Origin of the sequence: Pseudomonas xionganensis, assembly GCF_009763245.1 — a bacterium.
Taxonomy (GTDB): domain Bacteria; phylum Pseudomonadota; class Gammaproteobacteria; order Pseudomonadales; family Pseudomonadaceae; genus Aquipseudomonas; species Aquipseudomonas xionganensis.
The window spans coordinates 766,068-786,299 of sequence record NZ_WKJZ01000001.1 but is presented as its reverse complement, the minus strand read 5'-3'; the positions used below and the strand labels follow the sequence as shown (position 1 = coordinate 786,299).

General features: G+C 63.9%; 18 protein-coding genes. 6 read left to right on the top strand and 12 right to left on the bottom strand.

Annotated elements, in window-relative coordinates:
• Positions 1–177: 177 nt before the first annotated feature.
• Complete coding sequence (locus tag GJV18_RS03615; protein WP_160343351.1) at positions 178–972, top strand: phosphatase PAP2 family protein; 795 nt, start codon at positions 178–180, stop codon at positions 970–972.
• A gap of 203 nt (positions 973–1,175) precedes the next feature.
• Here the strand turns inward: GJV18_RS03615 and GJV18_RS03610 are convergent, their stop codons facing one another.
• The 10 genes from GJV18_RS03610 to bioB form a co-directional block, all read right to left on the bottom strand.
• On the bottom strand, positions 1,176–2,954 hold the full coding sequence (locus GJV18_RS03610; protein WP_160343350.1) for an acyl-CoA dehydrogenase C-terminal domain-containing protein: 1,779 nt from the start codon (positions 2,952–2,954) through the stop codon (positions 1,176–1,178).
• Positions 2,955–3,125: 171 nt separating this feature from the next.
• Entirely contained in the window at positions 3,126–4,922 is a 1,797-nt protein-coding gene (locus tag GJV18_RS03605; protein ID WP_160343349.1) for an acyl-CoA dehydrogenase C-terminal domain-containing protein, read from the bottom strand.
• A 243-nt stretch (positions 4,923–5,165) separates the two neighbouring features.
• Entirely contained in the window at positions 5,166–6,971 is a 1,806-nt protein-coding gene (locus tag GJV18_RS03600; protein WP_160343348.1) for a phenylacyl-CoA dehydrogenase, read from the bottom strand.
• 164 nt (positions 6,972–7,135) lie between these two features.
• Positions 7,136–7,921 (bottom strand): putative metalloprotease CJM1_0395 family protein, encoded by a 786-nt coding sequence (locus GJV18_RS03595; protein WP_160343347.1) that lies wholly within the window; start codon positions 7,919–7,921, stop codon positions 7,136–7,138.
• A 65-nt stretch (positions 7,922–7,986) separates the two neighbouring features.
• Positions 7,987–8,286: a hypothetical protein gene (locus GJV18_RS03590; RefSeq protein WP_160343346.1), complete on the bottom strand. Its 300-nt coding sequence runs from the start codon at positions 8,284–8,286 to the stop codon at positions 7,987–7,989.
• 95 nt (positions 8,287–8,381) lie between these two features.
• A complete protein-coding gene (bioD, locus tag GJV18_RS03585) occupies positions 8,382–9,071 on the bottom strand; it encodes a dethiobiotin synthase (protein ID WP_160343345.1) in 690 nt (229 codons plus the stop codon).
• Positions 9,072–9,073: 2 nt separating this feature from the next.
• A complete protein-coding gene (gene bioC / locus GJV18_RS03580) occupies positions 9,074–9,877 on the bottom strand; it encodes a malonyl-ACP O-methyltransferase BioC (RefSeq protein WP_160343344.1) in 804 nt (267 codons plus the stop codon).
• Between the two features lie 80 nt (positions 9,878–9,957).
• Positions 9,958–10,689 carry an alpha/beta fold hydrolase gene (locus GJV18_RS03575; protein ID WP_160343343.1) on the bottom strand — a complete coding sequence of 244 codons (732 nt, stop codon included), beginning with the start codon at positions 10,687–10,689 and terminating at the stop codon, positions 9,958–9,960.
• Positions 10,682–11,863: an 8-amino-7-oxononanoate synthase gene (bioF, locus tag GJV18_RS03570; protein WP_160343342.1), complete on the bottom strand. Its 1,182-nt coding sequence runs from the start codon at positions 11,861–11,863 to the stop codon at positions 10,682–10,684. Before bioF ends, GJV18_RS03575 begins: the two co-directional genes overlap by 8 nt.
• Before the next feature lie 90 nt (positions 11,864–11,953).
• Positions 11,954–13,009 carry a biotin synthase BioB gene (gene bioB, locus GJV18_RS03565; protein WP_160343341.1) on the bottom strand — a complete coding sequence of 352 codons (1,056 nt, stop codon included), beginning with the start codon at positions 13,007–13,009 and terminating at the stop codon, positions 11,954–11,956.
• 170 nt (positions 13,010–13,179) lie between these two features.
• On the opposite strand from bioB, the gene GJV18_RS03560 reads away from it, so the two are divergent.
• From GJV18_RS03560 to rarD, 4 genes are all read left to right on the top strand, one after another.
• Positions 13,180–13,473 carry a hypothetical protein gene (locus GJV18_RS03560; RefSeq protein ID WP_160343340.1) on the top strand — a complete coding sequence of 98 codons (294 nt, stop codon included), beginning with the start codon at positions 13,180–13,182 and terminating at the stop codon, positions 13,471–13,473.
• Between the two features lie 41 nt (positions 13,474–13,514).
• Positions 13,515–14,243, top strand: a complete 729-nt coding sequence (locus GJV18_RS03555) for a ComF family protein (RefSeq protein ID WP_160343339.1) — start codon at positions 13,515–13,517, stop codon at positions 14,241–14,243.
• A gap of 55 nt (positions 14,244–14,298) precedes the next feature.
• Entirely contained in the window at positions 14,299–15,273 is a 975-nt protein-coding gene (locus GJV18_RS03550; RefSeq protein ID WP_160343338.1) for a serine/threonine protein kinase, read from the top strand.
• Between the two features lie 261 nt (positions 15,274–15,534).
• Entirely contained in the window at positions 15,535–16,428 is an 894-nt protein-coding gene (gene rarD / locus GJV18_RS03545) for an EamA family transporter RarD (protein ID WP_160343337.1), read from the top strand.
• A gap of 330 nt (positions 16,429–16,758) precedes the next feature.
• Here rarD and GJV18_RS03540 read toward each other — a convergent pair whose 3' ends face one another.
• Positions 16,759–17,277, bottom strand: a complete 519-nt coding sequence (locus GJV18_RS03540; RefSeq protein ID WP_160343336.1) for a glycine cleavage system protein R — start codon at positions 17,275–17,277, stop codon at positions 16,759–16,761.
• A 21-nt stretch (positions 17,278–17,298) separates the two neighbouring features.
• A complete protein-coding gene (locus tag GJV18_RS03535) occupies positions 17,299–17,745 on the bottom strand; it encodes a GNAT family N-acetyltransferase (RefSeq protein ID WP_160343335.1) in 447 nt (148 codons plus the stop codon).
• Positions 17,746–18,030: 285 nt separating this feature from the next.
• On the opposite strand from GJV18_RS03535, the gene GJV18_RS03530 reads away from it, so the two are divergent.
• Positions 18,031–20,208, top strand: coding sequence for a malate synthase G (locus GJV18_RS03530; protein ID WP_160343334.1), 2,178 nt, complete (start codon positions 18,031–18,033; stop codon positions 20,206–20,208).
• Positions 20,209–20,232 lie beyond the last annotated feature (24 nt).

The window sequence follows — 20,232 nt, the reverse complement described above, 5'->3', positions numbered from 1 at the left end:
AACCGGCTGCCTACCTAGCACCTCTTATCTATAGCCTGCGCAGGCAAAAACTATGGTCGTCATACGCCCGGGGAACTAATCGACAAACGGGGGGGTTATCGCTTTGCATTGTGCAAGGCGACTCCCTAACATTCGCGCGCGCTAAAAACAGTCACCCACGACAGGGAAGCTTTTTCGATGTCCACTCACTTGTTCACGCCTCAATGGCGCCCGCGCGCCCTGCTGGCCTGCCATATTGTCGCCCTGCTGCTGCTCGCCAGCTGGCTGTGGCTGCCAACCCGCAACCTCTGGAACCAGTTCGACCTGCAACTCTTCACCCTGCTCAATGAGCCCGTACATGGCGCCGGCCTGTGGGCCCATATCTGGGCCATCGGCAGCATGCGCCCGGTGGACCTGGGCGTGGGTGTGCTGATGCTGGCCGTGATGCTCAAGGCCAACCTCGTGTTCAGCGCAGCCCAGGTGCGCAAGGCGCTATATGGCTTCCTGAGCGCACTGCTGGTGATGCTGCTGTTTCGTGTGGGCTTTGCCGAACTGGTCAAGCTGATGGACTGGCAGCGGCCCAGTGCCTCTCTGGTGGTGGAAGGCGCGGCCCGCCTGACCGAACTGTTCCCCGACTGGGAAGAACGCTGGGACATGAAGGACAGCGCCAGCCGCAGCTTCCCAGGTGACCACGCCTCGGTGCTGCTGATCTGGGCCATGTTTATGAGTTTCTTCGCGCGCACCTGGCGCCTGCTGCTGGTCTGGACGATGGCCCTGATCTTTATCCTGCCGCGTCTGGTGGCGGGTGCTCACTGGGGCTCGGATGCCTTTGTCGGCGGCGTGTTTCTCGCCCTGCTGGGCCTGGCCTGGGCCTGCTTTACCCCCTTCGCCTACCGGGCCAGTGAATGGCTGGAGAAGGTCACCCTGCCGCTGACCCAGGAGCTGGCCAAGCTGCCGCTGCTGGGCCAGTTGAGCCTGATCCGCGGGCGCTGATCCGAGATTGAGCAGTGCGGGGCGCACTAGCGCCCTGCAGCTTCAAGGCGACCGCAGTGCATTTATCCTGAGTGATGCGCGCCTGCTGGGGCGAATATATCCGCGAATTTCGCAGTTCAAGGCGCGCCTGTATCAGCAGCGGATGGGGCAGTGCCACAAAAAAGCCGACGCTAGCGTCGGCTTTTTGCGTTACCCAGGAGCGCTTAGAACTGCGCGGCATCCAGCAGATAGAGCGACTCGCTACCGGCCTTGACCGAAGCCGTCAGCGAGTGGATACGCGGCAACAGGCGGGCGAAGAAGAAACGCGCGGTGCCCAGCTTGCTCACGTAGAACTCGTCCTGATCCTGCTTGGCCAGGGCAGTACGGGCCATCAGCGCCCACATGTAGGCGTAGGCGGTGTAACCGAACACCTGCAGGTACTCGACCGAGGCGGCGCCTACTTCGTTCGGGTTGGCCTTGGCCCGATCCAGCAGGTCGCTGGTCATCAGTTCCAGGTTGGCGATGGCGTCTTTCAGCGGGCCTGTGAACTCGGCCAGCGAGGCGTCGGCGCTGTCGGTAAAGGCTTTGATCTCTTCAGCGAAGTGCTTGTAGAACGCACCGCCGCTGCCCACCACCTTGCGCCCGACCAGGTCGAGCGCCTGAATACCGTTGGTGCCTTCGTAGATCTGGGTGATGCGGCAGTCGCGGATCAGCTGCTCCTGGCCCCACTCGCGGATAAAGCCGTGGCCACCGAAGATCTGCTGGCCGTGCACGGTGGTTTCCAGGGCCATATCGGTGAGGAAGGCCTTGGCTACCGGGGTCAGCAGGGCGACCAGTTCTTCGGCACGCTTGCGGGTCGCGGCGTCTTCGCTGTACTTGGCGGTGTCCAGCTGCATAGCCACATAGCTGGAGAAGGCACGACCGCCCTCGTTCAGCGCTTTCATGGTCAGCAGCATGCGGCGCACGTCCGGATGCACGATGATCGGGTCAGCCACCTTGTCCTTGGCCACCGGACCGGTCGGCGCGCGGCTCTGGATACGGTCGCGGGCGTATTCCACGGCGTTCTGATAGCTGCGCTCACCCAGGGACAGGCCCTGAATGCCGACGCCCAGACGCTCGTAGTTCATCATGGTGAACATGGCGGCCAGCCCCTTGTTCGGGGCATCGACGATCCAGCCGGTGGCACCGTCAAAGTTCATCACGCAGGTGGCCGAGGCCTTGATGCCCATCTTGTGCTCGATGGAGCCGCAGGACAGCGAGTTCTTCTCACCCAGGGAGCCGTCGTCATTGACCATGACCTTGGGCACCAGGAACAGCGAGATGCCTTTCGGGCCCGCCGGAGCATCGGGCAGCTTGGCCAGCACCAGGTGGATGATGTTCTCGGTCAGGTCGTGCTCGCCGCCGGTGATAAAGATCTTGGTGCCGGTGATCTTGAAGCTGCCATCGGCCTGCGGTTCAGCCTTGGTGCGGATGATGCCCAGGTCGGTGCCGGCATGGGGTTCGGTCAGGCACATGGAGCCGGCCCAGACGCCCGAATACATGTTCGGCAGGTATTTCTCTTTCAGCTCTTCGCTGGCGTGGGCATTGATCGACAGGCAGGCCCCGGCGGTCAGCATGGGGTACAGGCCGAACGACAGGTTGGCCGAGTTGACCATTTCCTCGACCTGAGCCGAGATCACCTTGGGCATGCCCATACCGCCGAATACCGGGTCACCACCGACACCAACCCAGCCACCCTCGGCGTAGGTCTTGTAGGCCTCGGGGAAGCCGGCCGGGGTTTTCACCGCACCGTCGGTCCAGGAGCAGCCTTCCTCATCGCCACTGCGGTTAAGCGGGGCGATGGTACCGGCAGTAACCTTGCCGGCTTCTTCGAGAATGGCGGCGGCGGTGTCTTCGTCCACCACTTCAGCCAGGCCGGGGAGCTGCGCCCACAGCTTGGAAACTTCAAACACTTCATTGAGCACGAAGCGCATATCGCGCAGGGGAGCTTTGTAGTCAGCCATGGAGCAGATCCTCGAACAAACCAGCAGGTATACGGATGTGCCTGAAGTCTAACCGAACAACTTTTTAGACACATAGCGTCGCGTAATGACCAGTTGGTCGCCATTCGTTTGATCGGCCGCACTCAGCAAAAACCCGCCAACGGGCGGGCTCTTGCGGGTGTCTGCCGTCCGTCAGAGGACGAAGTGCTCGGCCGGCAAGTCCATCATGCAGGCACTGCCTGCCTCGGCCGCCGCCAGATGGGCAGCGGTGCGTGGCAGCAGGCGCTGGAAGTAGAAGGCGCAGGTGGCCAGCTTGGCCTGGCAGAAGGCCACCTCCCCCGCCCCGGCGGCCAGCTTCTGCTCGGCGACCACGGCCATCCGCAGCCAGAAATAGGCCAGGGTGACGTAGCCGGAGTACATCAGGTAATCCATCGACGCCGCCCCCACTTCATCCGGGTTCTTCATGGCCGCCAGGCCGATTTTCTGGGTCAGCGCGCCCCACTGCTGGTTAAGGCTCGCCAGCTGGGCAACATAAGCCTTGAGCTGTGGATGCTCGGCCTGGGCCTCGCAGAACTTATGCACGATCCGGGTAAAACCGCGCAGCAGCTTGCCCTGGCTGCCGAGCACCTTGCGCCCGAGCAGGTCGAGGGCCTGGATGCCATTGGTGCCCTCGTAGATCAGGGCAATGCGGCAATCGCGCACCAGCTGCTCCATGCCCCATTCGCGGATGAAACCATGGCCGCCGAACACCTGCATGCCATGGTTGGTCACCTCCAGACCGGTCTCGGTCATAAAGGCCTTGCAGATCGGGGTGAGGAAGGCCAGCAGGTTCTCGGCTTCCTCGCGCTGCTCGGCGCTGGTACCACGATGGGCCTGATCGAGCAGCTGCGCGGTGAAATAGGCCAGGGCGCGGTTGCCTTCGTTGAAGGCCTTCATGGTCAGCAGCATGCGTCGCACATCGGGGTGAACGATGATCGGGTCGGCGGCCTTATCCGGCGCTTTCGGCCCGGTCAGCGCACGCATCTGCAGGCGCTCGGTGGCGTACTTGATCGCCCCCTGGAAGCTCGCCTCGCCCAGACACAGGCCCTGCATGCCGGTGCCCAGGCGCGCGTGGTTCATCATGGTGAACATGCAGTTGAGGCCCTTGTTGGCCTCGCCAATCAGGTAGCCAGTGGCGCCGTCGAAGTTCATCACGCAGGTGCTTGATGCCTTGATGCCCATCTTGTGCTCGATCGAGCCACAGCTGACGCCATTGCGCGCGCCGGCTTCACCGGCGGCATCGGGGAGGAACTTGGGCACGATAAACAGCGAGATGCCCTTGGTGCCCGCAGGAGCGTCGGGCAGTTTGGCCAGCACCAGATGGACGATGTTCTCGCTCATATCGTGCTCGCCGGCGGAGATAAAGATCTTGCTGCCGGTCACGGCATAGCTGCCGTCGGCCTGGGGCACGGCACGGGTCTTGATCAGGCCCAGGTCGGTGCCGCAGTGGGCCTCGGTCAGGCACATGGTGCCGGTCCAGCGGCCCTCGGTGAGCTTGCTCAGGTAGGTCTGCTTCTGCGCTTCGCTGCCATGAGCATGGATGGCCGACATGGCGCCGTGGGTCAGGCCGGGGTACATGCCCCAGGCGGTGTTGCTGGCGCCAATCATCTCGCTGATGATCAGCCCCAGGGAGTGCGGCAGGCCCTGGCCACCGTAAGCCGGGTCAGCCGCCAGGCCGTTCCAGCCGCCCTCGACATACTGGGCAAAGGCTTCCTTAAAGCCGCGAGGCGTACTCACTTCGCCATCGTTGAACCGACACTCTTCTTCATCACCGCTGCGGTTCAGCGGTGCCAGTACCTGCTCGCAGAACTTGGCACCCTCTTCGAGAATCGCGCCGAGCATATCCGGGCTGGCATCGCTGGCCCCCAGGGCGGCGTAGCTGCCATGAAAGTCGAAGACATCATCGATCAGAAAGCGCATATCGCGCAGCGGGGCCTTGTATTCGGGCATGCTCGTTCTCCATCAGCAGGCGTGCGGGGCGCGGGTTTAGAGCCCGAGCTTCGGCCACCCTGGAGCACAGCACAACGACGCTGCATGGGCTGAATGCGCTGCCATAACCAGCCCAGCAAACGGGTCGTTATCCGCCGCCGGATATAAACCTGAACGCCAGCGCGGCGTTCGCCTTGCTGGCAGCCATAAAAAAACCGCCGCCCCATTCGGGGTGGCGGTTTTTGTGCAGCAACTGCGGGTGGCTTAGTAGCCCAGGGCGAAGTCTTCTTCGGCCATGTCCATCAGGTTGCTGGCGCCGGACAGCATGGCTTCCACATGGGTGCGGGTACGCGGCAGGATGCGCGCGAAGTAGAAGCGGGCGGTCTGCAACTTGGCCTTGTAGAAGGCCTCGTCGTCAGTACCGGCAGCCAGCTTCTCGGCAGCCAGGCGCGCCATGTCGGCCCAGAAGTAGGCCAGGCAGGCGTAACCGGAATACATCAGGTAGTCCACCGAAGCGGCACCGACTTCTTCACGGTCCTTCATCGCGGCCATGCCCACTTTCATGGTCAGGTCGCCCCACTCCTTGTTCAGCTTGGCCAGCGGCTCAACGAATTCCTTGACGGCATCGTTGGACTCGTTGGTCTGGCAGAACTTGTGCACGATCTTGGTGAAGTTCTTCAGGGCGCCGCCCTGGGTCATCAGGATCTTGCGGCCCAGCAGGTCGAGGGCCTGAACGCCGGTGGTGCCTTCGTACATCATGGAGATGCGGCAGTCACGCAGGTTCTGCTCCATGCCCCACTCGGCGATAAAGCCGTGGCCACCGTAGATCTGCATGCCGTGGGAAGCGGACTCGAAGCCGACTTCGGTCATAAAGGCCTTGGCGATCGGAGTGAGGAAGGCCAGCAGTTCGTCGGCGGCTTTCTTCTCTTCTTCGTTCTGGCTGTACTTGACGATGTCGACCTGCTTGGCGGTGAAGTAGACCATGGCACGGTTGCCTTCGGCGAACGCCTTCATGGTCAGCAGCATGCGACGCACGTCCGGGTGCACGATGATCGGGTCGGCCGCCTTGTCCGGCGCTTTCGGGCCAGTCAGGGAACGCATCTGCAGACGCTCGCGAGCGTACTTCAGGCCACCCTGGAAGCCGATTTCGGCGTGGGCCAGGCCCTGCAGGGCGGTACCCAGGCGGGCGGTGTTCATAAAGGTGAACATGCAGTTCAGACCTTTGTTGGCCGGGCCGATCAGGTAACCGGTGGCGCCGTCAAAGTTCATCACGCAGGTGGCGTTGCCGTGGATGCCCATCTTGTGCTCGATGGAGCCACAGGACACGGCATTGCGCGCGCCGATGCTGCCATCTTCCTTCGGCAGGAACTTGGGCACGATAAACAGCGAGATACCCTTGGTGCCTTGCGGGGCGTCGGGCAGGCGGGCCAGGACGATATGGACGATGTTGTCGGCCATGTCGTGTTCGCCAGCGGAGATAAAGATCTTGGTGCCGGACACCTTGTAGCTGCCGTCAGCCTGCGGCTCGGCCTTGGTGCGCAGCATGCCCAGGTCGGTACCGCAGTGCGGCTCGGTCAGGCACATGGTGCCGGTCCACTCGCCGGATACCAGCTTGGTCAGGTAGGTGTGCTTCTGCTCGTCGGTGCCGTGGGCGTCCAGGGTGTTCATCGCACCGTGGGACAGGCCCGGGTACATGCCCCAGGACCAGTTGGCGCTGCCGACCATCTCGCTGATCACCAGACCCAGGGACTCCGGCAGGCCTTGGCCGCCGTGGTCAACGTCATGGGCCAGGCTCGGCCAGCCACCTTCAACGAACTGCTGGTAGGCCTCTTTGAAGCCAGTTGGGGTTTTCACGCCTTCCGGGGACCAGGTACAGCCTTCGGTGTCACCCACACGGTTCAGAGGAGCGATCACCTGCTCACAGAACTTGGCGCCTTCTTCGAGAATGGCGTCGACCATGTCCGGAGTAGCGTCCTGGCAGCCAGGCAGGCTTTGATAGTGCGCTTCGTAGCCGAGCAGTTCGTCGCGAACGAAACGGATATCACGCAAGGGGGCCTTGTAATCAGGCATAGCGGTTAACCTCTGCGGTGGATTCTTGGTGTGTAGGTGACCGTCACGCGGTCGTTTTCGGGACCATTCCCGCACCTGGCTTGCCACTGACAAACCAGGCAAATCAAACAGGCGTTTGAAACATACGTTTATGCCCTGGTGATGTCAACACCCCCTGGCGACTGTCAGGCCTGCAGATTGATCAGCTCGCCGATGGGCGGCAGCGCAGCGGCGCGCTGGTAAAGATCAAGACTAGGCGGTGGCGGCAGATCCTGCTGCACGGTGCTGCTGCTTTTTGTCTGCTCGGCCGCCTGCTGCTCAGCCTCCCGTTGCTTGGCTTCTTCCGCACGCTGAGCCTGAGCTTCGCGACTGGCCTGGGTCTCCTCCCGGCGCAACTGGGACAATTCGGCCCGGGCCTGGGCCATCTGCACCTGGGCCTGGGCGGCAACACGCAGGTCCTGCGCCGAGGGCTCAGCCGGGGCCAGGGCGGCACGCAGGACGATTTCCATCTTGCGCAGGGTGGCTTGCGGGTCATTGGGAATCGGGCCGCTGTCGATGCTGACCTCGCCCCCTACGGCGTAGCGCTTGCCATCCGGCCCACGGGTGTAGGTATAGCTGGGGGCGCCGGTGTAGCGCCCGCCGACGGCAGCGTGGGCCTGCTCATGGGCGCGGACTTCCTGGTCGCGCTGGCTGAGCTTGGCAAGCTCCAGCTGTTCAAGACGCTCCTCGCGCGGGCTGGCCTGCTCCCGACCATCGGCACGGCGTTCTGCGTTCTGTTCACTGGACTTATCGGCCTCTTCGCGAGCCGAAGCAGATTGTTCGTCCGCCAGAGCCTGGGGGGCACTGGCGGGCGGCTGGGTGGCGCGGGCTATATCGGCACTGACGTCCGGGGAAACACTGGACGAAACAGGTCGTGCCGGCAGTAATGAGGCTGCAGGCGCAGGATACGACGAGGCGCCGCCTATCTGCATGCAATCACTCCTCGCCCCTGAGTCACCTGCTCCCTTTGGCCCTGATTACGCTCGGGGCTAGCGTGTCAGGCGCTGGTATCGATCAGGGTGCCGAGCACTTCATCGGCGGTCTTGACCACCTTGGCGCCGGCTTCAGCCTCGTTCTGCCCCTGACGCAGGGCCACCAGGCTTTCCGCCAGATCGGGACGACGCTGCTCGGCAGAGCTGGGCGCCGGATTGACCTGGGTGGCCGGCGGCGCAGAGCTGGGCTGAGGTTGTGCTGCGACCGCATTGCTGGCGATATCCGCAGCGGCCTGATCAACCCGGCGCTGGCCGGCTTGAATGGTATTGATGCCTGAGTTGAAGGCGCTTCCAGAAATTTCCATGCGCAAGCTCCCGCTATGGCAAGTCGGTAACGCTTCAATTGAAGCAGACTTTGCTCAAAAAATGTACGAGCAAAAGGCTATGGCTTTGTTACTGCTTATAGCTGATGCTGCAAAAAACCCAGGTCCAGATGGCTGGCCACTGCGGCCGGCATGGCCTGCGCCAGGCGCGGCACAAACCCCAGACAAGGCGCTGACAGGCGCTCGGCCAGGGTGGCCAGGTTATCCTCCAGACGCGAGGTCTGTGGGTCGACCAGGTTGGCCACCCAACCGGCCAGCGGCAGCCCGTCACGGGCAATGGCCTCGGCCGTCAGCACAGCCTGATTGATGCAACCCAGGCGTACGCCGACCACCAAGATCACCGGCAAGCCCAGGGCCACGGCCAGATCAGACAGATTCTCGCGGCCGGCCAGCGGCACGCGCCAACCGCCCGCGCCTTCCACCAGGGTCAACTCGGCGCCCTTGGCCAAGATAGCCTGGACCGGCCCGAGCAGACTGGCCACATCCAACTGTACCCCCGCCTCACGGGCGGCCAGATGGGGCGCGATGGCGGGCTCGAAAGCCAGCGGGTTGACCTCGTCATAGCGCAGCGCCAGGCTGCATTCACCCAGCAGCGCCAGGGCGTCGTCATTGCGCAGACCGTCAGCCGTGCGCGCACATCCCGAGGCTACCGGCTTGGCCGCGGCGGTGGTCAGTCCACTCATCCGCGCGGCATGCAGCAGACCGGCGGCGATGGTGGTTTTGCCGATTTCCGTATCCGTACCCGTAACAAAAAAAGCTGAAGGCATGGCTATTGCTCCTTACGCAGCAGGCCGTAGACCACCTGATAGGTGGCGGGCAGCCCCTGGGGCTGGCGGAACTGTTCATAGGCATCGAGCAGCGCCCGCATACGCGCCCGCCCGGTCAGACCACCGGGCCGGCCGGGGTTGAGATTATGTGCCCCCAGAGCTTTCAGCTCATGGGTCAGGCTGCGCAGATCCGGGTAATGCAGCACTTCAGCCTGGCGCTGCAGGCTTAGCAGCTGCAAGCCGGTTTGGTCGCACAGGCGCTGGTAATCCTCGAAGCGGCGGAAGCGGTTGACGTGAACAAAGCCGTCTACCGCCTGCCAGCTATCGCGCAGCTCCTGCAGGGTGCCAACGCACAGGCTGCTGAAAGCCAGCACGCCACCGGGACACAGCACCCGTTCGGCTTCGCTCAGCACCGCCTGGAAATTCGCGCACCACTGCAATGCCAGGCTGGAAAACAGCAGGTCGCAGGACGCCTCACGCAACGGCAGGCGTTCGGCATCACCGGCGATAAACTGCTGTGCACCGCCCAACGGCTGCGCATGGCGCAACATGCCTTCGGCGATATCCATAGCCACGCCCTGGCTGGTCGGGAAACGCTCGCCCAGGGCGCGACTGAAATAGCCGGTGCCACAGCCCAGATCGAGCCAGCGCGCTGAGCTGATCGTGGCGGGCAACTGCGCCAGCAGCTGCTGGCCGACCGAACGCTGCAGGGCGGCGACACTGTCGTAGCTCTCGGCGGCGCGGGAGAAGGAGGCGGCCACCTGGCGCTTGTCTGGCAGGCCGCCAGCCTGGAAGGCTTCAGTCATCGGCTAACCTCGGCGTAGGGTGCGCCGTGCGCACCATGGCAGCCTCTGAGGCGGTGCGCACAGCGCACCCTACACAGAACTCAGTCATCGCCGGCCTCATGCAGAAAGCCCTGGATCGCCGCGGCCACTTCATGGGGTCGCTCCAGAGGAAAGGCGTGGCTGGCCTGATCGATCAGGCCGATTTCGATATCGGGCAACAGCTCCAGCAAGGCTGACGCAGCGCCAGCCGGTACCAGGCCATCGGCGCCGGCAAATAGATGCAGTTGTGGGCCGACAAACCCCTGCAGGGCCGCGCGGGTATCCAGGGCCGCCAGCAGATCCAGACCCGCCAGCAGGGGCTCAGCCTGGGGCTGCGGCGCGGCGCCGAGCAACTGCCGCGACAGGCCACGGGCATCCGCGGCGCCCTGGGCACAGAGCAGGGCAAAGCGTTTCAGGGTGGCGGACGCATCGCTGGCGCAACCCTGGCGAAAGACATTAAAGGTCTCGGCCGGCATAGCCGCAGGCCAGCTTGGCGCGGCGACAAAGCGCAGATTGCTGGCCAGGGTCAGCAGACCGGCACAGCGCTCGCCCCGGCGCGCGGCCAGCTCGGCGGCCAGCATGCCACCCAGGGACCAGCCGCCGAGCCAGGCATCCTGTGGCAGATTGGCATCCAGCTGATCCAGCCAGTCGGCGGGGTCGCTGGAATCCAGCGGCGGCAGCGGTTCGATCTCGACATGCAGGCGCGGATCGAGGCCACGCAGGGCAGCCGCCAACGGCTCCAGCGGCGCAGTGCCGAGGCCCCAGCCGGGCAGCAGGATCAGGCGATCACGCATGGACGGTATCCTCGCCAGCCAGCAACGGCCAGCACTCGGCCAGGGCCTCCAGCAGCAGTTCCAGCTGCTCCCGACTATGGGCGGCGGACAGGGTCACGCGCAGGCGCGCGCTGCCGGCCGGCACGGTGGGCGGGCGAATGGCGGTGACCAGCAGGCCGCGCTCGCGCAGCAACTGCGACAGCTGCAGGGCGCGACCGCTGTCGCCGACCAGGATCGGCTGGATCGGCGTGGCGCTGTCCATCAGCTCCAGGCCGATGGCCTGGGCGCCCTCGCGAAAGCGCCGGATCAGGCCATTCAGGTGTTCGCGGCGCCAGTGCTCGCGGCGCAGCAGCTCCAGGCTTTTCAGGGTGGCGCAGGCCAGGGCCGGCGGCTGGCTGGTGGTGTAGATATAGGGGCGGGCGAACTGCACCAGAGTCTCGATAAATTCTTCGCTGCCGGCGACAAAGGCGCCAGCGGTGCCGAAGGCCTTGCCCAGGGTGCCGACCAGCACCTGCACATCCTCCACACCCAGGCCGAAGTGCTCGACGATGCCAGCGCCGGTGGCGCCCAGGGGGCCGAAGCCATGGGCGTCGTCGACCATCACCCAGGCGCCGACCTTGCGCGCTTCGGCACAGAGCGCCGGCAGATCGGCCAGGTCGCCATCCATACTAAATACGCCATCGGTAACGATCAGCGTGTTGCCCGTCACTTTGCGCAGGCGATTGGCCAGGCTCACCGCATCGTTATGCAGGTAGCGGGAAAAGCGCGCGCCGGACAACAGCCCGGCATCCAGCAACGAGGCGTGATTAAGCCGATCCTCCAGCACGCTGTCGCCCTGCCCGACCAGGGCGGTGACCGCGCCCAGGTTGGCCATATAACCGGTGGAAAACAGCAGCGCACGGGGCCTGCCGGTAAATTCGGCCAGGGCTTCTTCCAGCTCATGGTGCGGGGTGCTGTGACCGATCACCAGATGCGACGCGCCGCCGCCCACGCCCCACTTCTGCGCCCCGGCACGCCAGGCTTCGATCACCTCGGGGTGGCTGGCCAGGCCCAGGTAGTCGTTGGAGCAGAAGGCCAGCAGCTCGCGGCCATCAACCTGCACCCGCGGCCCCTGCGGTGATTCCAGCAGCGGGCGTTGGCGATAGAGGTTGGCGGCGCGGCGCTCGGCGAGGCGAGTGGCAAGATCGAAAGGCATGGCAAAACCCGGTGGATAACCGCAAGCGGGTTATCCACCCTCAAAGGACTACGTCGGGTGGATGACGCGAAGCTCATTCACCGCCTGAATTCAGACCGCGGCGTTATAGAACTGCTGGGAGTCGCGCTGTTCCACCAGGGCCTGCTCGATGGCCGCCTGGTGCACTTCGTCGGCGTGCTCTTCGCGCGCTTCCGGCTGGATGCCGAGGCGGGCGAACAGCTGCATATCCTTGTCGGCCTGGGGGTTGGCGGTGGTCAGCAGCTTCTCGCCGTAGAAGATCGAGTTGGCGCCCGCGAAGAAGGCCAGGGCCTGCATCTGCTCGTTCATCGCCTCACGGCCGGCGGACAGGCGCACATGGGACTTGGGCATCATGATCCGCGCCACGGCGAGCATGCGGATAAAGTCGAAGGAGTCGACGTCCTGCTCATCAGCCAGAGGCGTGCCCTTGACCTTGACCAGCATATTGATCGGCACGCTTTCCGGGTGCTCCGGCAGATTGGCCAGCTGGATCAGCAGCCCGGCGCGATCATCCAGGGACTCGCCCATGCCGAGGATGCCGCCGGAGCAGATCTTCATCCCCGCCTCACGCACGTGGGCCAGGGTTTCCAGGCGCTCGGCGTAGGTGCGGGTGGTGATGATATTGCCGTAGAACTCCGGCGAGGTGTCCAGGTTGTGGTTGTAGTAGTCCAGGCCGGCGGCGGCCAGGGCCTGGGTCTGCTCCTTGTCCAGCTTGCCCAGGGTCATGCAGGTTTCCAGGCCCAGGGCCTTGACCCCTTCGACCATCTTCAGCACATAGGGCATGTCCTTGGCGCTCGGGTGCTTCCAGGCCGCGCCCATGCAGAAGCGGGTGGAGCCAATAGCCTTGGCCTCGGCGGCCGCTTTGAGCACCTTTTCCACTTCCATCAGTTTTTCTTTATCCAGACCGGTGTTGTAGTGGCCGGACTGCGGGCAGTACTTGCAGTCTTCCGGGCAGGCACCGGTCTTGATCGACAGCAGGGTGGACACCTGCACGCGGTTGGCATCGAAGTGCTGACGGTGCACGGTCTGCGCCTGGAACAGCAGGTCATTGAACGGCTGCTGAAACAGCGCCTTGACCTCGGCGAGGGTCCAGTCATGGCGGGTGGAGATGGCGGCAGTGGCACTCATGGCAATTCCTTCGACGCGGGTGGCGTTCTGGTTGGGGCTGCGCGCATCACCATGGGCGACGCGGCATTCAGGCTTAGGGCATCATATGTGGATCTTGGATGCTGTCAACCAAACACAAGACACAGGTTTACATCTGATTATTTTTTAATCGCTCTCTCGCAGGACTCTTTATGCAGGTAGAAGGCTTTTTTGGCTGGCTGGGCCACGCCATTGGCAGTGTCATTCGCTTTGTGGTGGATCTGTTATCGGGCTTTCTCGGCGGCATTGCCGATGCCATCGATGATTTCTTCGCCGGCATGGCCCAGGCCATTGGCATCAACCAGTCGATCTTCAGCTTTATCTTTCTGGCCCTGGGCCTGTTCCTGCTCTACAAGGGGGTATGCGCGCTGACACGCAAGGCCTTTGTCGCCGGCGTGCTGTGGCTGCTGCTGGGTCTGATGCTGCTGGGCTGGCTGATCCGCTGAGGCCGACCTAGAGTAATGGCATTTGCTCAAGGAAGAGCCGCATGTCGTTACTGCCCCTGCGCCGCCCCTGCTGGTTACAACAGCGCCCCTGCTGCCTGCTCTGCGACGAACCGGCCGAGCCCGGACACCCCCCCATCTGCAGCCCCTGCGAAACCGACCTGCCCTGGCTGGGCAGCCACTGTCGGGTCTGTGCCCTGCCGCTGCCCCTGGCGGACATGAGTTGTGGCGCCTGCCTGAGCAAGCCACCCAGTTTCAGCCGAGTGGAAGCGCCCTGGCGCTATGCCTTCCCGGTGGACAGCCTGATCACCCGCTTCAAGCATCAGAGCCACTGGCCCATCGGCCACCTGCTTGGCGAATTGCTCGCCGAGCATCTGCGTCATGCCTTTGATGAGGGCCTGACGCGCCCCGACCTGCTGCTCCCCGTTCCCCTGGCCAGGCAACGTCAGCGCCAGCGCGGCTTCAATCAGGCCGCCATGCTGGCCCGCTGGCTCAGCAAGCCGCTTGATCTGCCCCTGCAACTGCATTGGCTGCAACGGGTGATCGACACCCCCGCCCAGCAGCAACTGGACGCCGCCACCCGCAAGCGCAACCTGCGTCATGCCTTCGCCCTGGCCCCCGGCAGCCAGGTCAAGAGCCTGCACCTGGCCCTGATCGATGATGTGCTGACCACCGGCGCCACCGCCGAACGCCTGGCACGCCTGCTGCTGGACGCCGGCGCGGCACGGGTGGATGTGTACTGCCTGGCGCGCACACCGAAGCCGGGGGATTAAGCGGCCAGCTACGGATAAGCGCTACACTCTGCGGCCAATTACCCTGGAGTCGCCCATGTCCCATCCCTTTGCCGCACTCACACCCGATCTGGTGCTGGATGCCGTGGAGAGCATCGGCTACCTCAGCGACGCCCGCGTGCTGGCCCTGAACAGCTACGAAAACCGCGTCTATCAGGTGGGCATCGAGGATGAAACGCCGCTGATCGCCAAGTTCTACCGCCCCGGGCGCTGGTCTGACGCGGCGATACGCGAGGAGCACAGCTTCAGCTTCGAGCTGGCCGAGTGCGAGGTGCCGGTGGTGGCGCCGCTGGTGCGCGACGGTGAAACCCTGTTCGAACACGCCGGCTTTCGCTTTGCCCTGTTTCCAAGACGCGGCGGCCGGGCGCCTGAGCCGGGCAATCTGGATCAGCTTTACCGCCTCGGCCAGCTGCTCGGCCGCCTGCATGCGGTGGGTTCACTCAAACCATTCGCCCATCGCGAGGCACTGGCGGTCGGCAACTTCGGCCACGAATCCCTGGCCACCCTGCTCAATGGTGGTTTTATTCCGCGCAGCCTGCTGCCGGCCTACGAGTCGGTGGCGCGCGATCTGCTCAAACGCCTGGACGCCCTGTTCGCCGCCCACCCGGTGCAGGCCATCCGCCTGCATGGCGACTGCCACCCCGGCAACCTGCTGTGCCGCGACGACACCTTCCATATGGTCGACCTGGACGACTGCCGCATGGGCCCGGCGGTACAGGATCTGTGGATGATGCTGGCCGGCGAGCGCCACGAACGTCTCGGCCAGCTGTCCGAACTGATGGACGGCTATCAGGAGTTCCACGACTTCAACCCCCGCGAACTGCCGCTGATCGAAGGGCTGCGCAGCCTGCGCCTGCTGCACTACAGCGCCTGGCTGGCGCGACGCTGGGACGACCCGGCCTTCCCCATCAGCTTTCCCTGGTTCGGCAGCGAACGTTACTGGGGCGAGCAGATTCTGATTCTGCGCGAACAGCTGGCCGCGCTGGATGAAGAACCGCTCAAACTGTTCTGACGCGCTCTGGGTAAACCGGATGCGCCCCGGATTGCATCCGGGCTACAGGACTGCTTTCGGGACCAATGCGTAGGGTGCGCCGTGCGCACCCTACGAACGCGGGTTTCTACAGAGAGACCGCTACAGTTACCCGGCTATGTGTAACGCCTTTTTTACAGCCAGGTGGCGTTTGCCCACACAGAAAAACCTGCCCATCCAGACAAGCTCATCGCCCGCCGACTAGAATCCCGGCCTTTACCAGTGCCTCAACAAGGACTCCCCATGGCCACCGCCAACCCGCGTCGCGGGTATATTCTCGGCCTGACCGCCTACATTATCTGGGGCCTGTTCCCGCTCTACTTCAAGGTGATCGAGCAGGTACCGGCACTGGAGATCATCGTCCACCGGGCGCTCTGGTCGGCCTTGTTCGGCGCCCTGTTGCTGCTGGTCTGGAAACACCCCGGCTGGCTGCGCGAGCTGCGTGACAATCCATGGCGCCTGGCCGTACTGGCTGCCAGCGGCCTGCTGATCGCCAGCAACTGGCTGGTCTATGTGTGGGCAGTCAACAATGAACGCATGCTCGAAGCCAGCCTGGGTTACTACATCAACCCGCTGGTGAATGTGCTGCTCGGCATGCTGATTCTCGGCGAGCGCCTGCGTCGCCTGCAGTGGCTGGCCGTGGGCCTGGCCGCCCTGGGCGTGGCGCAGCAGGTGTGGCAACTGGGCAGCCTGCCCTGGGTGTCCCTGGTGCTGGCCCTGACCTTCGGCTTCTACGGCCTGATCCGCAAGCAGGCGCCGGTCGCCGCCCTGCCCGGCCTGGTGGTGGAAACCTGGCTGCTGCTACCCCTGGCCATGGGCTGGTTACTGCTGCATCCGGTGGCACTGAGCACCCAGGCCGAGTTCTGGAGCACGCCCCAGGCGCTCTGGCTGATCGCCGCTGGCCCCATCACCCTGGTGCCGCTGGTGTGCTTCAACGCGGCGGCACGCCATCTGCCCTACACCACCCTGGGTTTCCTGCAGTACCTGGCGCCGACCCTGGTGCTGTTACAGGCGATCTTCCTGTTCGGCGAGCACTTTAGCCCCAGCACCCTGTTGGCCTTTACCTTTATCTGGGCCGGCCTGGGGCTCTACAGCCTGGATGCCTGGCTCAGCCTGCGCAAACGCCAGTCTGCCTAGGGCAGAATGCAGGGGGCAATGGGTAGGGTGCGCTGTGCGCACCGAGGCTGGCAGCCAAGCACAGGTGCGCACAGCGCACCCTACTGAGTTCAAGCAGCGCAAACACCTGCCTGTATAAAAAACGATCAACCAGGCACAGCCCTGGCCACGCCTGGGCTATGCTCGCTTACCCCCGGCTTATCCACAGAAGCATCCCCGGCCCTTGTGCAAAACAGCGCGGTAACTGCTTAATTTCCAACCACTTAGCAAAAAGCCCCGGGACACTAGGCGGTGCTCCGGGGCTCCTCATGCTACCCACAGTCTTATCCACAGACCGCGTGGATAAGGCTGTCAGCTGTCGGAATGCAGCTTAAGTTCCACCATCAGATCATCGGCCAGGGTTTCCAGTTGGCTCTGCAGCTGTTCCAGGGCCAGGCTCTGCGGCACCGCCAGCAAGGCTTCGGCGCGGAACAGCAACTCGCCACTCATGGGTGCCGGCAGCACCTCGGTGTTCAGGCTTTCCAGGTTGACCCCATGGCTGCTGAGCAGACGGGTGATATCACGCACGATACCAGGGCGATCATTGCCCACCAGCTCCAGACGAATCTCCTGCCAGGCCTGGGTCGGCGCCTCGCCACCCGGCGCCACCAGCACACGAATGCCCTGGGCCTGCAGGCCATCCAGAGCCGCCACCAGATCGGCATGGGCCGCCCGGGGCACTTCTACCCGCAGAATGCCGGCGAACTGCCCGGCCATACGCGCCATACGGCTTTCCAGCCAGTTGCCACCCTGCTCGCTGATGCACAGGGCGATGCGCTCCACCAACCCCGGTTGATCCTGAGCGATAACCGTCAATACCAGATGATCCATAAACAACTCCTTGCGCGGCACTCAGTCGAGCGCCAACCAGTAGGTATAGAACACCTCGTCTCGCACATAGCCAAGGCGTTCATAGAGGGCCTGTGCAGCCAGATTGCCTCTTGCCGTCTCCAACTGCAAACCGCAGGCTCCCGTGGCCAGGGCATGCTGCCGGGCCGCATTCATCAACGCCTCGCCCAGGCCCTGACGCCGTGCCAGGGGGCTGACATACAGATCGCTCAGCAGCCAGGCCGGACGCAAGGCCAGGGAGGCGAAGAAGGGATAGAGCTGCACAAAGCCCAGCCCCCGGCCCTGCTCATCCAGGGCGAGGAACAGCTGCGAATCGCCACGCTGCAGCCGGGTTGCAACAAAGTCGCGCACCTCGCCAGCCGGCTTGGCCACTTCATAGAAGGCCAGGTAGTCGGCAAACAGCGGCGCCAGAAGATCGAGATCGGCCAGGGTGGCCGTACGGATGGGCATAGACCAAGGCCTCATTGTTCGGAGCCTTGAGTATAGGCAGGCTGACAGGGATGACCGAGCCAATATCTTGTATACAGTTTTTGAGTATTTATGTAACAATAATATTGAGAACAAGTGACAAAAAGCCGCACAGAGTGACTGCAAAGCACTTCTTGGTCGCAGAGCGACGCACACCCACTGATTTTCCCCGGATCTTGATGTAGTATGCCGCGCCTCGGACTACAAGACTTAAATTCCCGGGTCCGACGCGGCTATTGAGTAGAGCTGAGCAGAGTGAGGCAAGTGATGACTGAACGCGTTCAAGTCGGTGGCCTGCAGGTCGCCAAAGTGCTGTTTGACTTCGTCAATAACGAAGCCATCCCCGGTACCGGCATCGCTGCCGAGAAATTCTGGGCGGGTGCCGAAGCGGTCATCAATGACCTGGCCCCGAAAAACCGTGCCCTGCTCGCCAAGCGCGATGCGATCCAGGCGCAGATCGACGCCTGGCACCAGGCCCGTAAAGGCCAGGCCCATGACGCGGCCGCCTACAAGGCTTTCCTCCAGGAAATCGGCTACCTGCTGCCGGAACCGGAAGACTTCCAGGCCACCACCGCCAACGTCGACGAAGAGATCGCCCGCCTGGCCGGCCCGCAGCTGGTGGTGCCGGTGATGAACGCACGTTTCGCCCTGAACGCCTCCAATGCCCGCTGGGGCTCGCTGTACGATGCCCTGTACGGCACCGACGTGATCAGCGAAGAAGGCGGCGCCGAGAAGGGCCGTGGCTACAACAAGGTTCGTGGTGACAAGGTGATCGCCTTCGCCCGCGCCTTCCTCGACGAAGCCGCGCCCCTGGCCGCCGACTCCCATGTCAACGCCACCCGCTACCACATCGAAGACCGCACCCTGCTGGTGGAACTCAAGGACGGCAGCACCACCGGCCTGAAAGACGCCAGCCAGCTGATCGGTTTCCAGGGCGATGCCCATGCACCGGTCGCCGTGCTGCTCAAGCACAACGGCCTGCACTTCGAAATCCAGATCGATGCCAGCAGCCCGATCGGCAGCACCGACGCCGCCGGTGTCAAGGACGTGCTGATGGAAGCCGCCCTGACCACCATCATGGACTGCGAAGACTCGGTCGCCGCCGTCGATGCCGACGACAAGGTCGTGGTGTACAAGAACTGGCTGGGCCTGATGAAGGGCGACCTGGCTGAAGAAGTCAGCAAGGGCGGCCAGACCTTTACCCGCACCATGAACCCGGACCGCGTCTACACCAAGACCGACGGCAGCGAGCTGACCCTGCACGGCCGCAGCCTGCTGTTCGTGCGCAACGTCGGCCACCTGATGACCAACCCGGCCATTCTCGATGCCGAAGGCAACGAGATCCCGGAAGGCATCCAGGACGCCCTGTTCACCAGCCTGATTGCCATCCATAACCTCAATGGCAACACCAGCCGCAAGAACACCCGCACCGGCAGCGTGTATATCGTTAAGCCGAAGATGCACGGCCCGGAAGAAGTCGCCTTCACCACCGAGATCTTCGGTCGCGTGGAAGACGTGCTGGGCCTGACCCGCAACACCCTGAAAGTCGGCATCATGGACGAAGAGCGCCGCACCACCGTCAACCTCAAGGCGTGCATCAAGGCCGCCAGCGAGCGCGTGGTATTTATCAACACCGGCTTCCTCGACCGTACCGGTGACGAGATCCACACCTCCATGGAAGCCGGCGCCGTGGTGCGCAAGGCCGCCATGAAGGCCGAGAAGTGGATCAGCGCCTACGAGAACTGGAACGTCGATATCGGCCTGGCCACCGGCCTGCAGGGCCGCGCACAGATCGGCAAGGGCATGTGGGCCATGCCTGACCTGATGGCCGCCATGGTCGAGCAGAAGATCATGCACCCCCTGGCCGGCGCCAACACCGCCTGGGTCCCGTCGCCGACCGCCGCCACCTTGCACGCCCTGCACTACCACAAGGTCGACGTGTTTGCCCGTCAGGCCGAGCTGGCCAAGCGCGAGCGCGCCTCCCTGGACGATATCCTCAGCATCCCCCTGGCCCAGGACACCAACTGGTCGGCCGAGGAAATCCAGAACGAACTGGACAACAACGCCCAGGGTATCCTCGGTTACGTGGTGCGCTGGATCGACCAGGGCGTCGGCTGCTCCAAGGTGCCGGATATCAATGACGTGGGCCTGATGGAAGACCGCGCCACCCTGCGCATCTCCAGCCAGCTGCTGGCCAACTGGCTGCGTCATGGCATCGCCACTGAAGAGCAGATCGTCGCCAGCCTCAAGCGCATGGCGCCGGTGGTTGACCGTCAGAACGCCAGCGATCCGCTGTACCGTCCGCTGGCACCGAACTTCGACAGCAACATCGCCTTCCAGGCCGCTCTGGAGCTGGTGATCGAAGGGGCCAAGCAGCCCAACGGCTACACCGAGCCGGTCCTGCACCGCCGTCGCCGCGAGTTCAAGGCCGCCAACGGTCTGTAATCCGCGACTGCAGCAAAGAGAACC

Bases quoted from the DNA above. Each gene is read 5' to 3' on its own strand.
- GJV18_RS03605 (WP_160343349.1), bottom strand. From the start codon at position 4,922: ATGCCCGAATACAAGGCCCCGCTGCGCGATATGCGCTTTCTGATCGAT.
- GJV18_RS03600 (WP_160343348.1), bottom strand. From the start codon at position 6,971: ATGCCTGATTACAAGGCCCCCTTGCGTGATATCCGTTTCGTTCGCGAC.
- bioF (WP_160343342.1), bottom strand. From the start codon at position 11,863: ATGCCTTTCGATCTTGCCACTCGCCTCGCCGAGCGCCGCGCCGCCAAC.
- GJV18_RS03590 (WP_160343346.1), bottom strand. From the start codon at position 8,286: ATGGAAATTTCTGGAAGCGCCTTCAACTCAGGCATCAATACCATTCAA.
- GJV18_RS03530 (WP_160343334.1), top strand. From the start codon at position 18,031: ATGACTGAACGCGTTCAAGTCGGTGGCCTGCAGGTCGCCAAAGTGCTG.
- GJV18_RS03560 (WP_160343340.1), top strand. From the start codon at position 13,180: ATGCAGGTAGAAGGCTTTTTTGGCTGGCTGGGCCACGCCATTGGCAGT.
- GJV18_RS03575 (WP_160343343.1), bottom strand. From the start codon at position 10,689: ATGCGTGATCGCCTGATCCTGCTGCCCGGCTGGGGCCTCGGCACTGCG.
- GJV18_RS03595 (WP_160343347.1), bottom strand. From the start codon at position 7,921: ATGCAGATAGGCGGCGCCTCGTCGTATCCTGCGCCTGCAGCCTCATTA.
- GJV18_RS03540 (WP_160343336.1), bottom strand. From the start codon at position 17,277: ATGGATCATCTGGTATTGACGGTTATCGCTCAGGATCAACCGGGGTTG.
- rarD (WP_160343337.1), top strand. From the start codon at position 15,535: ATGGCCACCGCCAACCCGCGTCGCGGGTATATTCTCGGCCTGACCGCC.
- GJV18_RS03615 (WP_160343351.1), top strand. From the start codon at position 178: ATGTCCACTCACTTGTTCACGCCTCAATGGCGCCCGCGCGCCCTGCTG.
- GJV18_RS03550 (WP_160343338.1), top strand. From the start codon at position 14,299: ATGTCCCATCCCTTTGCCGCACTCACACCCGATCTGGTGCTGGATGCC.
- bioD (WP_160343345.1), bottom strand. From the start codon at position 9,071: ATGCCTTCAGCTTTTTTTGTTACGGGTACGGATACGGAAATCGGCAAA.
- GJV18_RS03610 (WP_160343350.1), bottom strand. From the start codon at position 2,954: ATGGCTGACTACAAAGCTCCCCTGCGCGATATGCGCTTCGTGCTCAAT.
- GJV18_RS03535 (WP_160343335.1), bottom strand. From the start codon at position 17,745: ATGCCCATCCGTACGGCCACCCTGGCCGATCTCGATCTTCTGGCGCCG.
- bioB (WP_160343341.1), bottom strand. From the start codon at position 13,009: ATGAGTGCCACTGCCGCCATCTCCACCCGCCATGACTGGACCCTCGCC.
- GJV18_RS03555 (WP_160343339.1), top strand. From the start codon at position 13,515: ATGTCGTTACTGCCCCTGCGCCGCCCCTGCTGGTTACAACAGCGCCCC.
- bioC (WP_160343344.1), bottom strand. From the start codon at position 9,877: ATGACTGAAGCCTTCCAGGCTGGCGGCCTGCCAGACAAGCGCCAGGTG.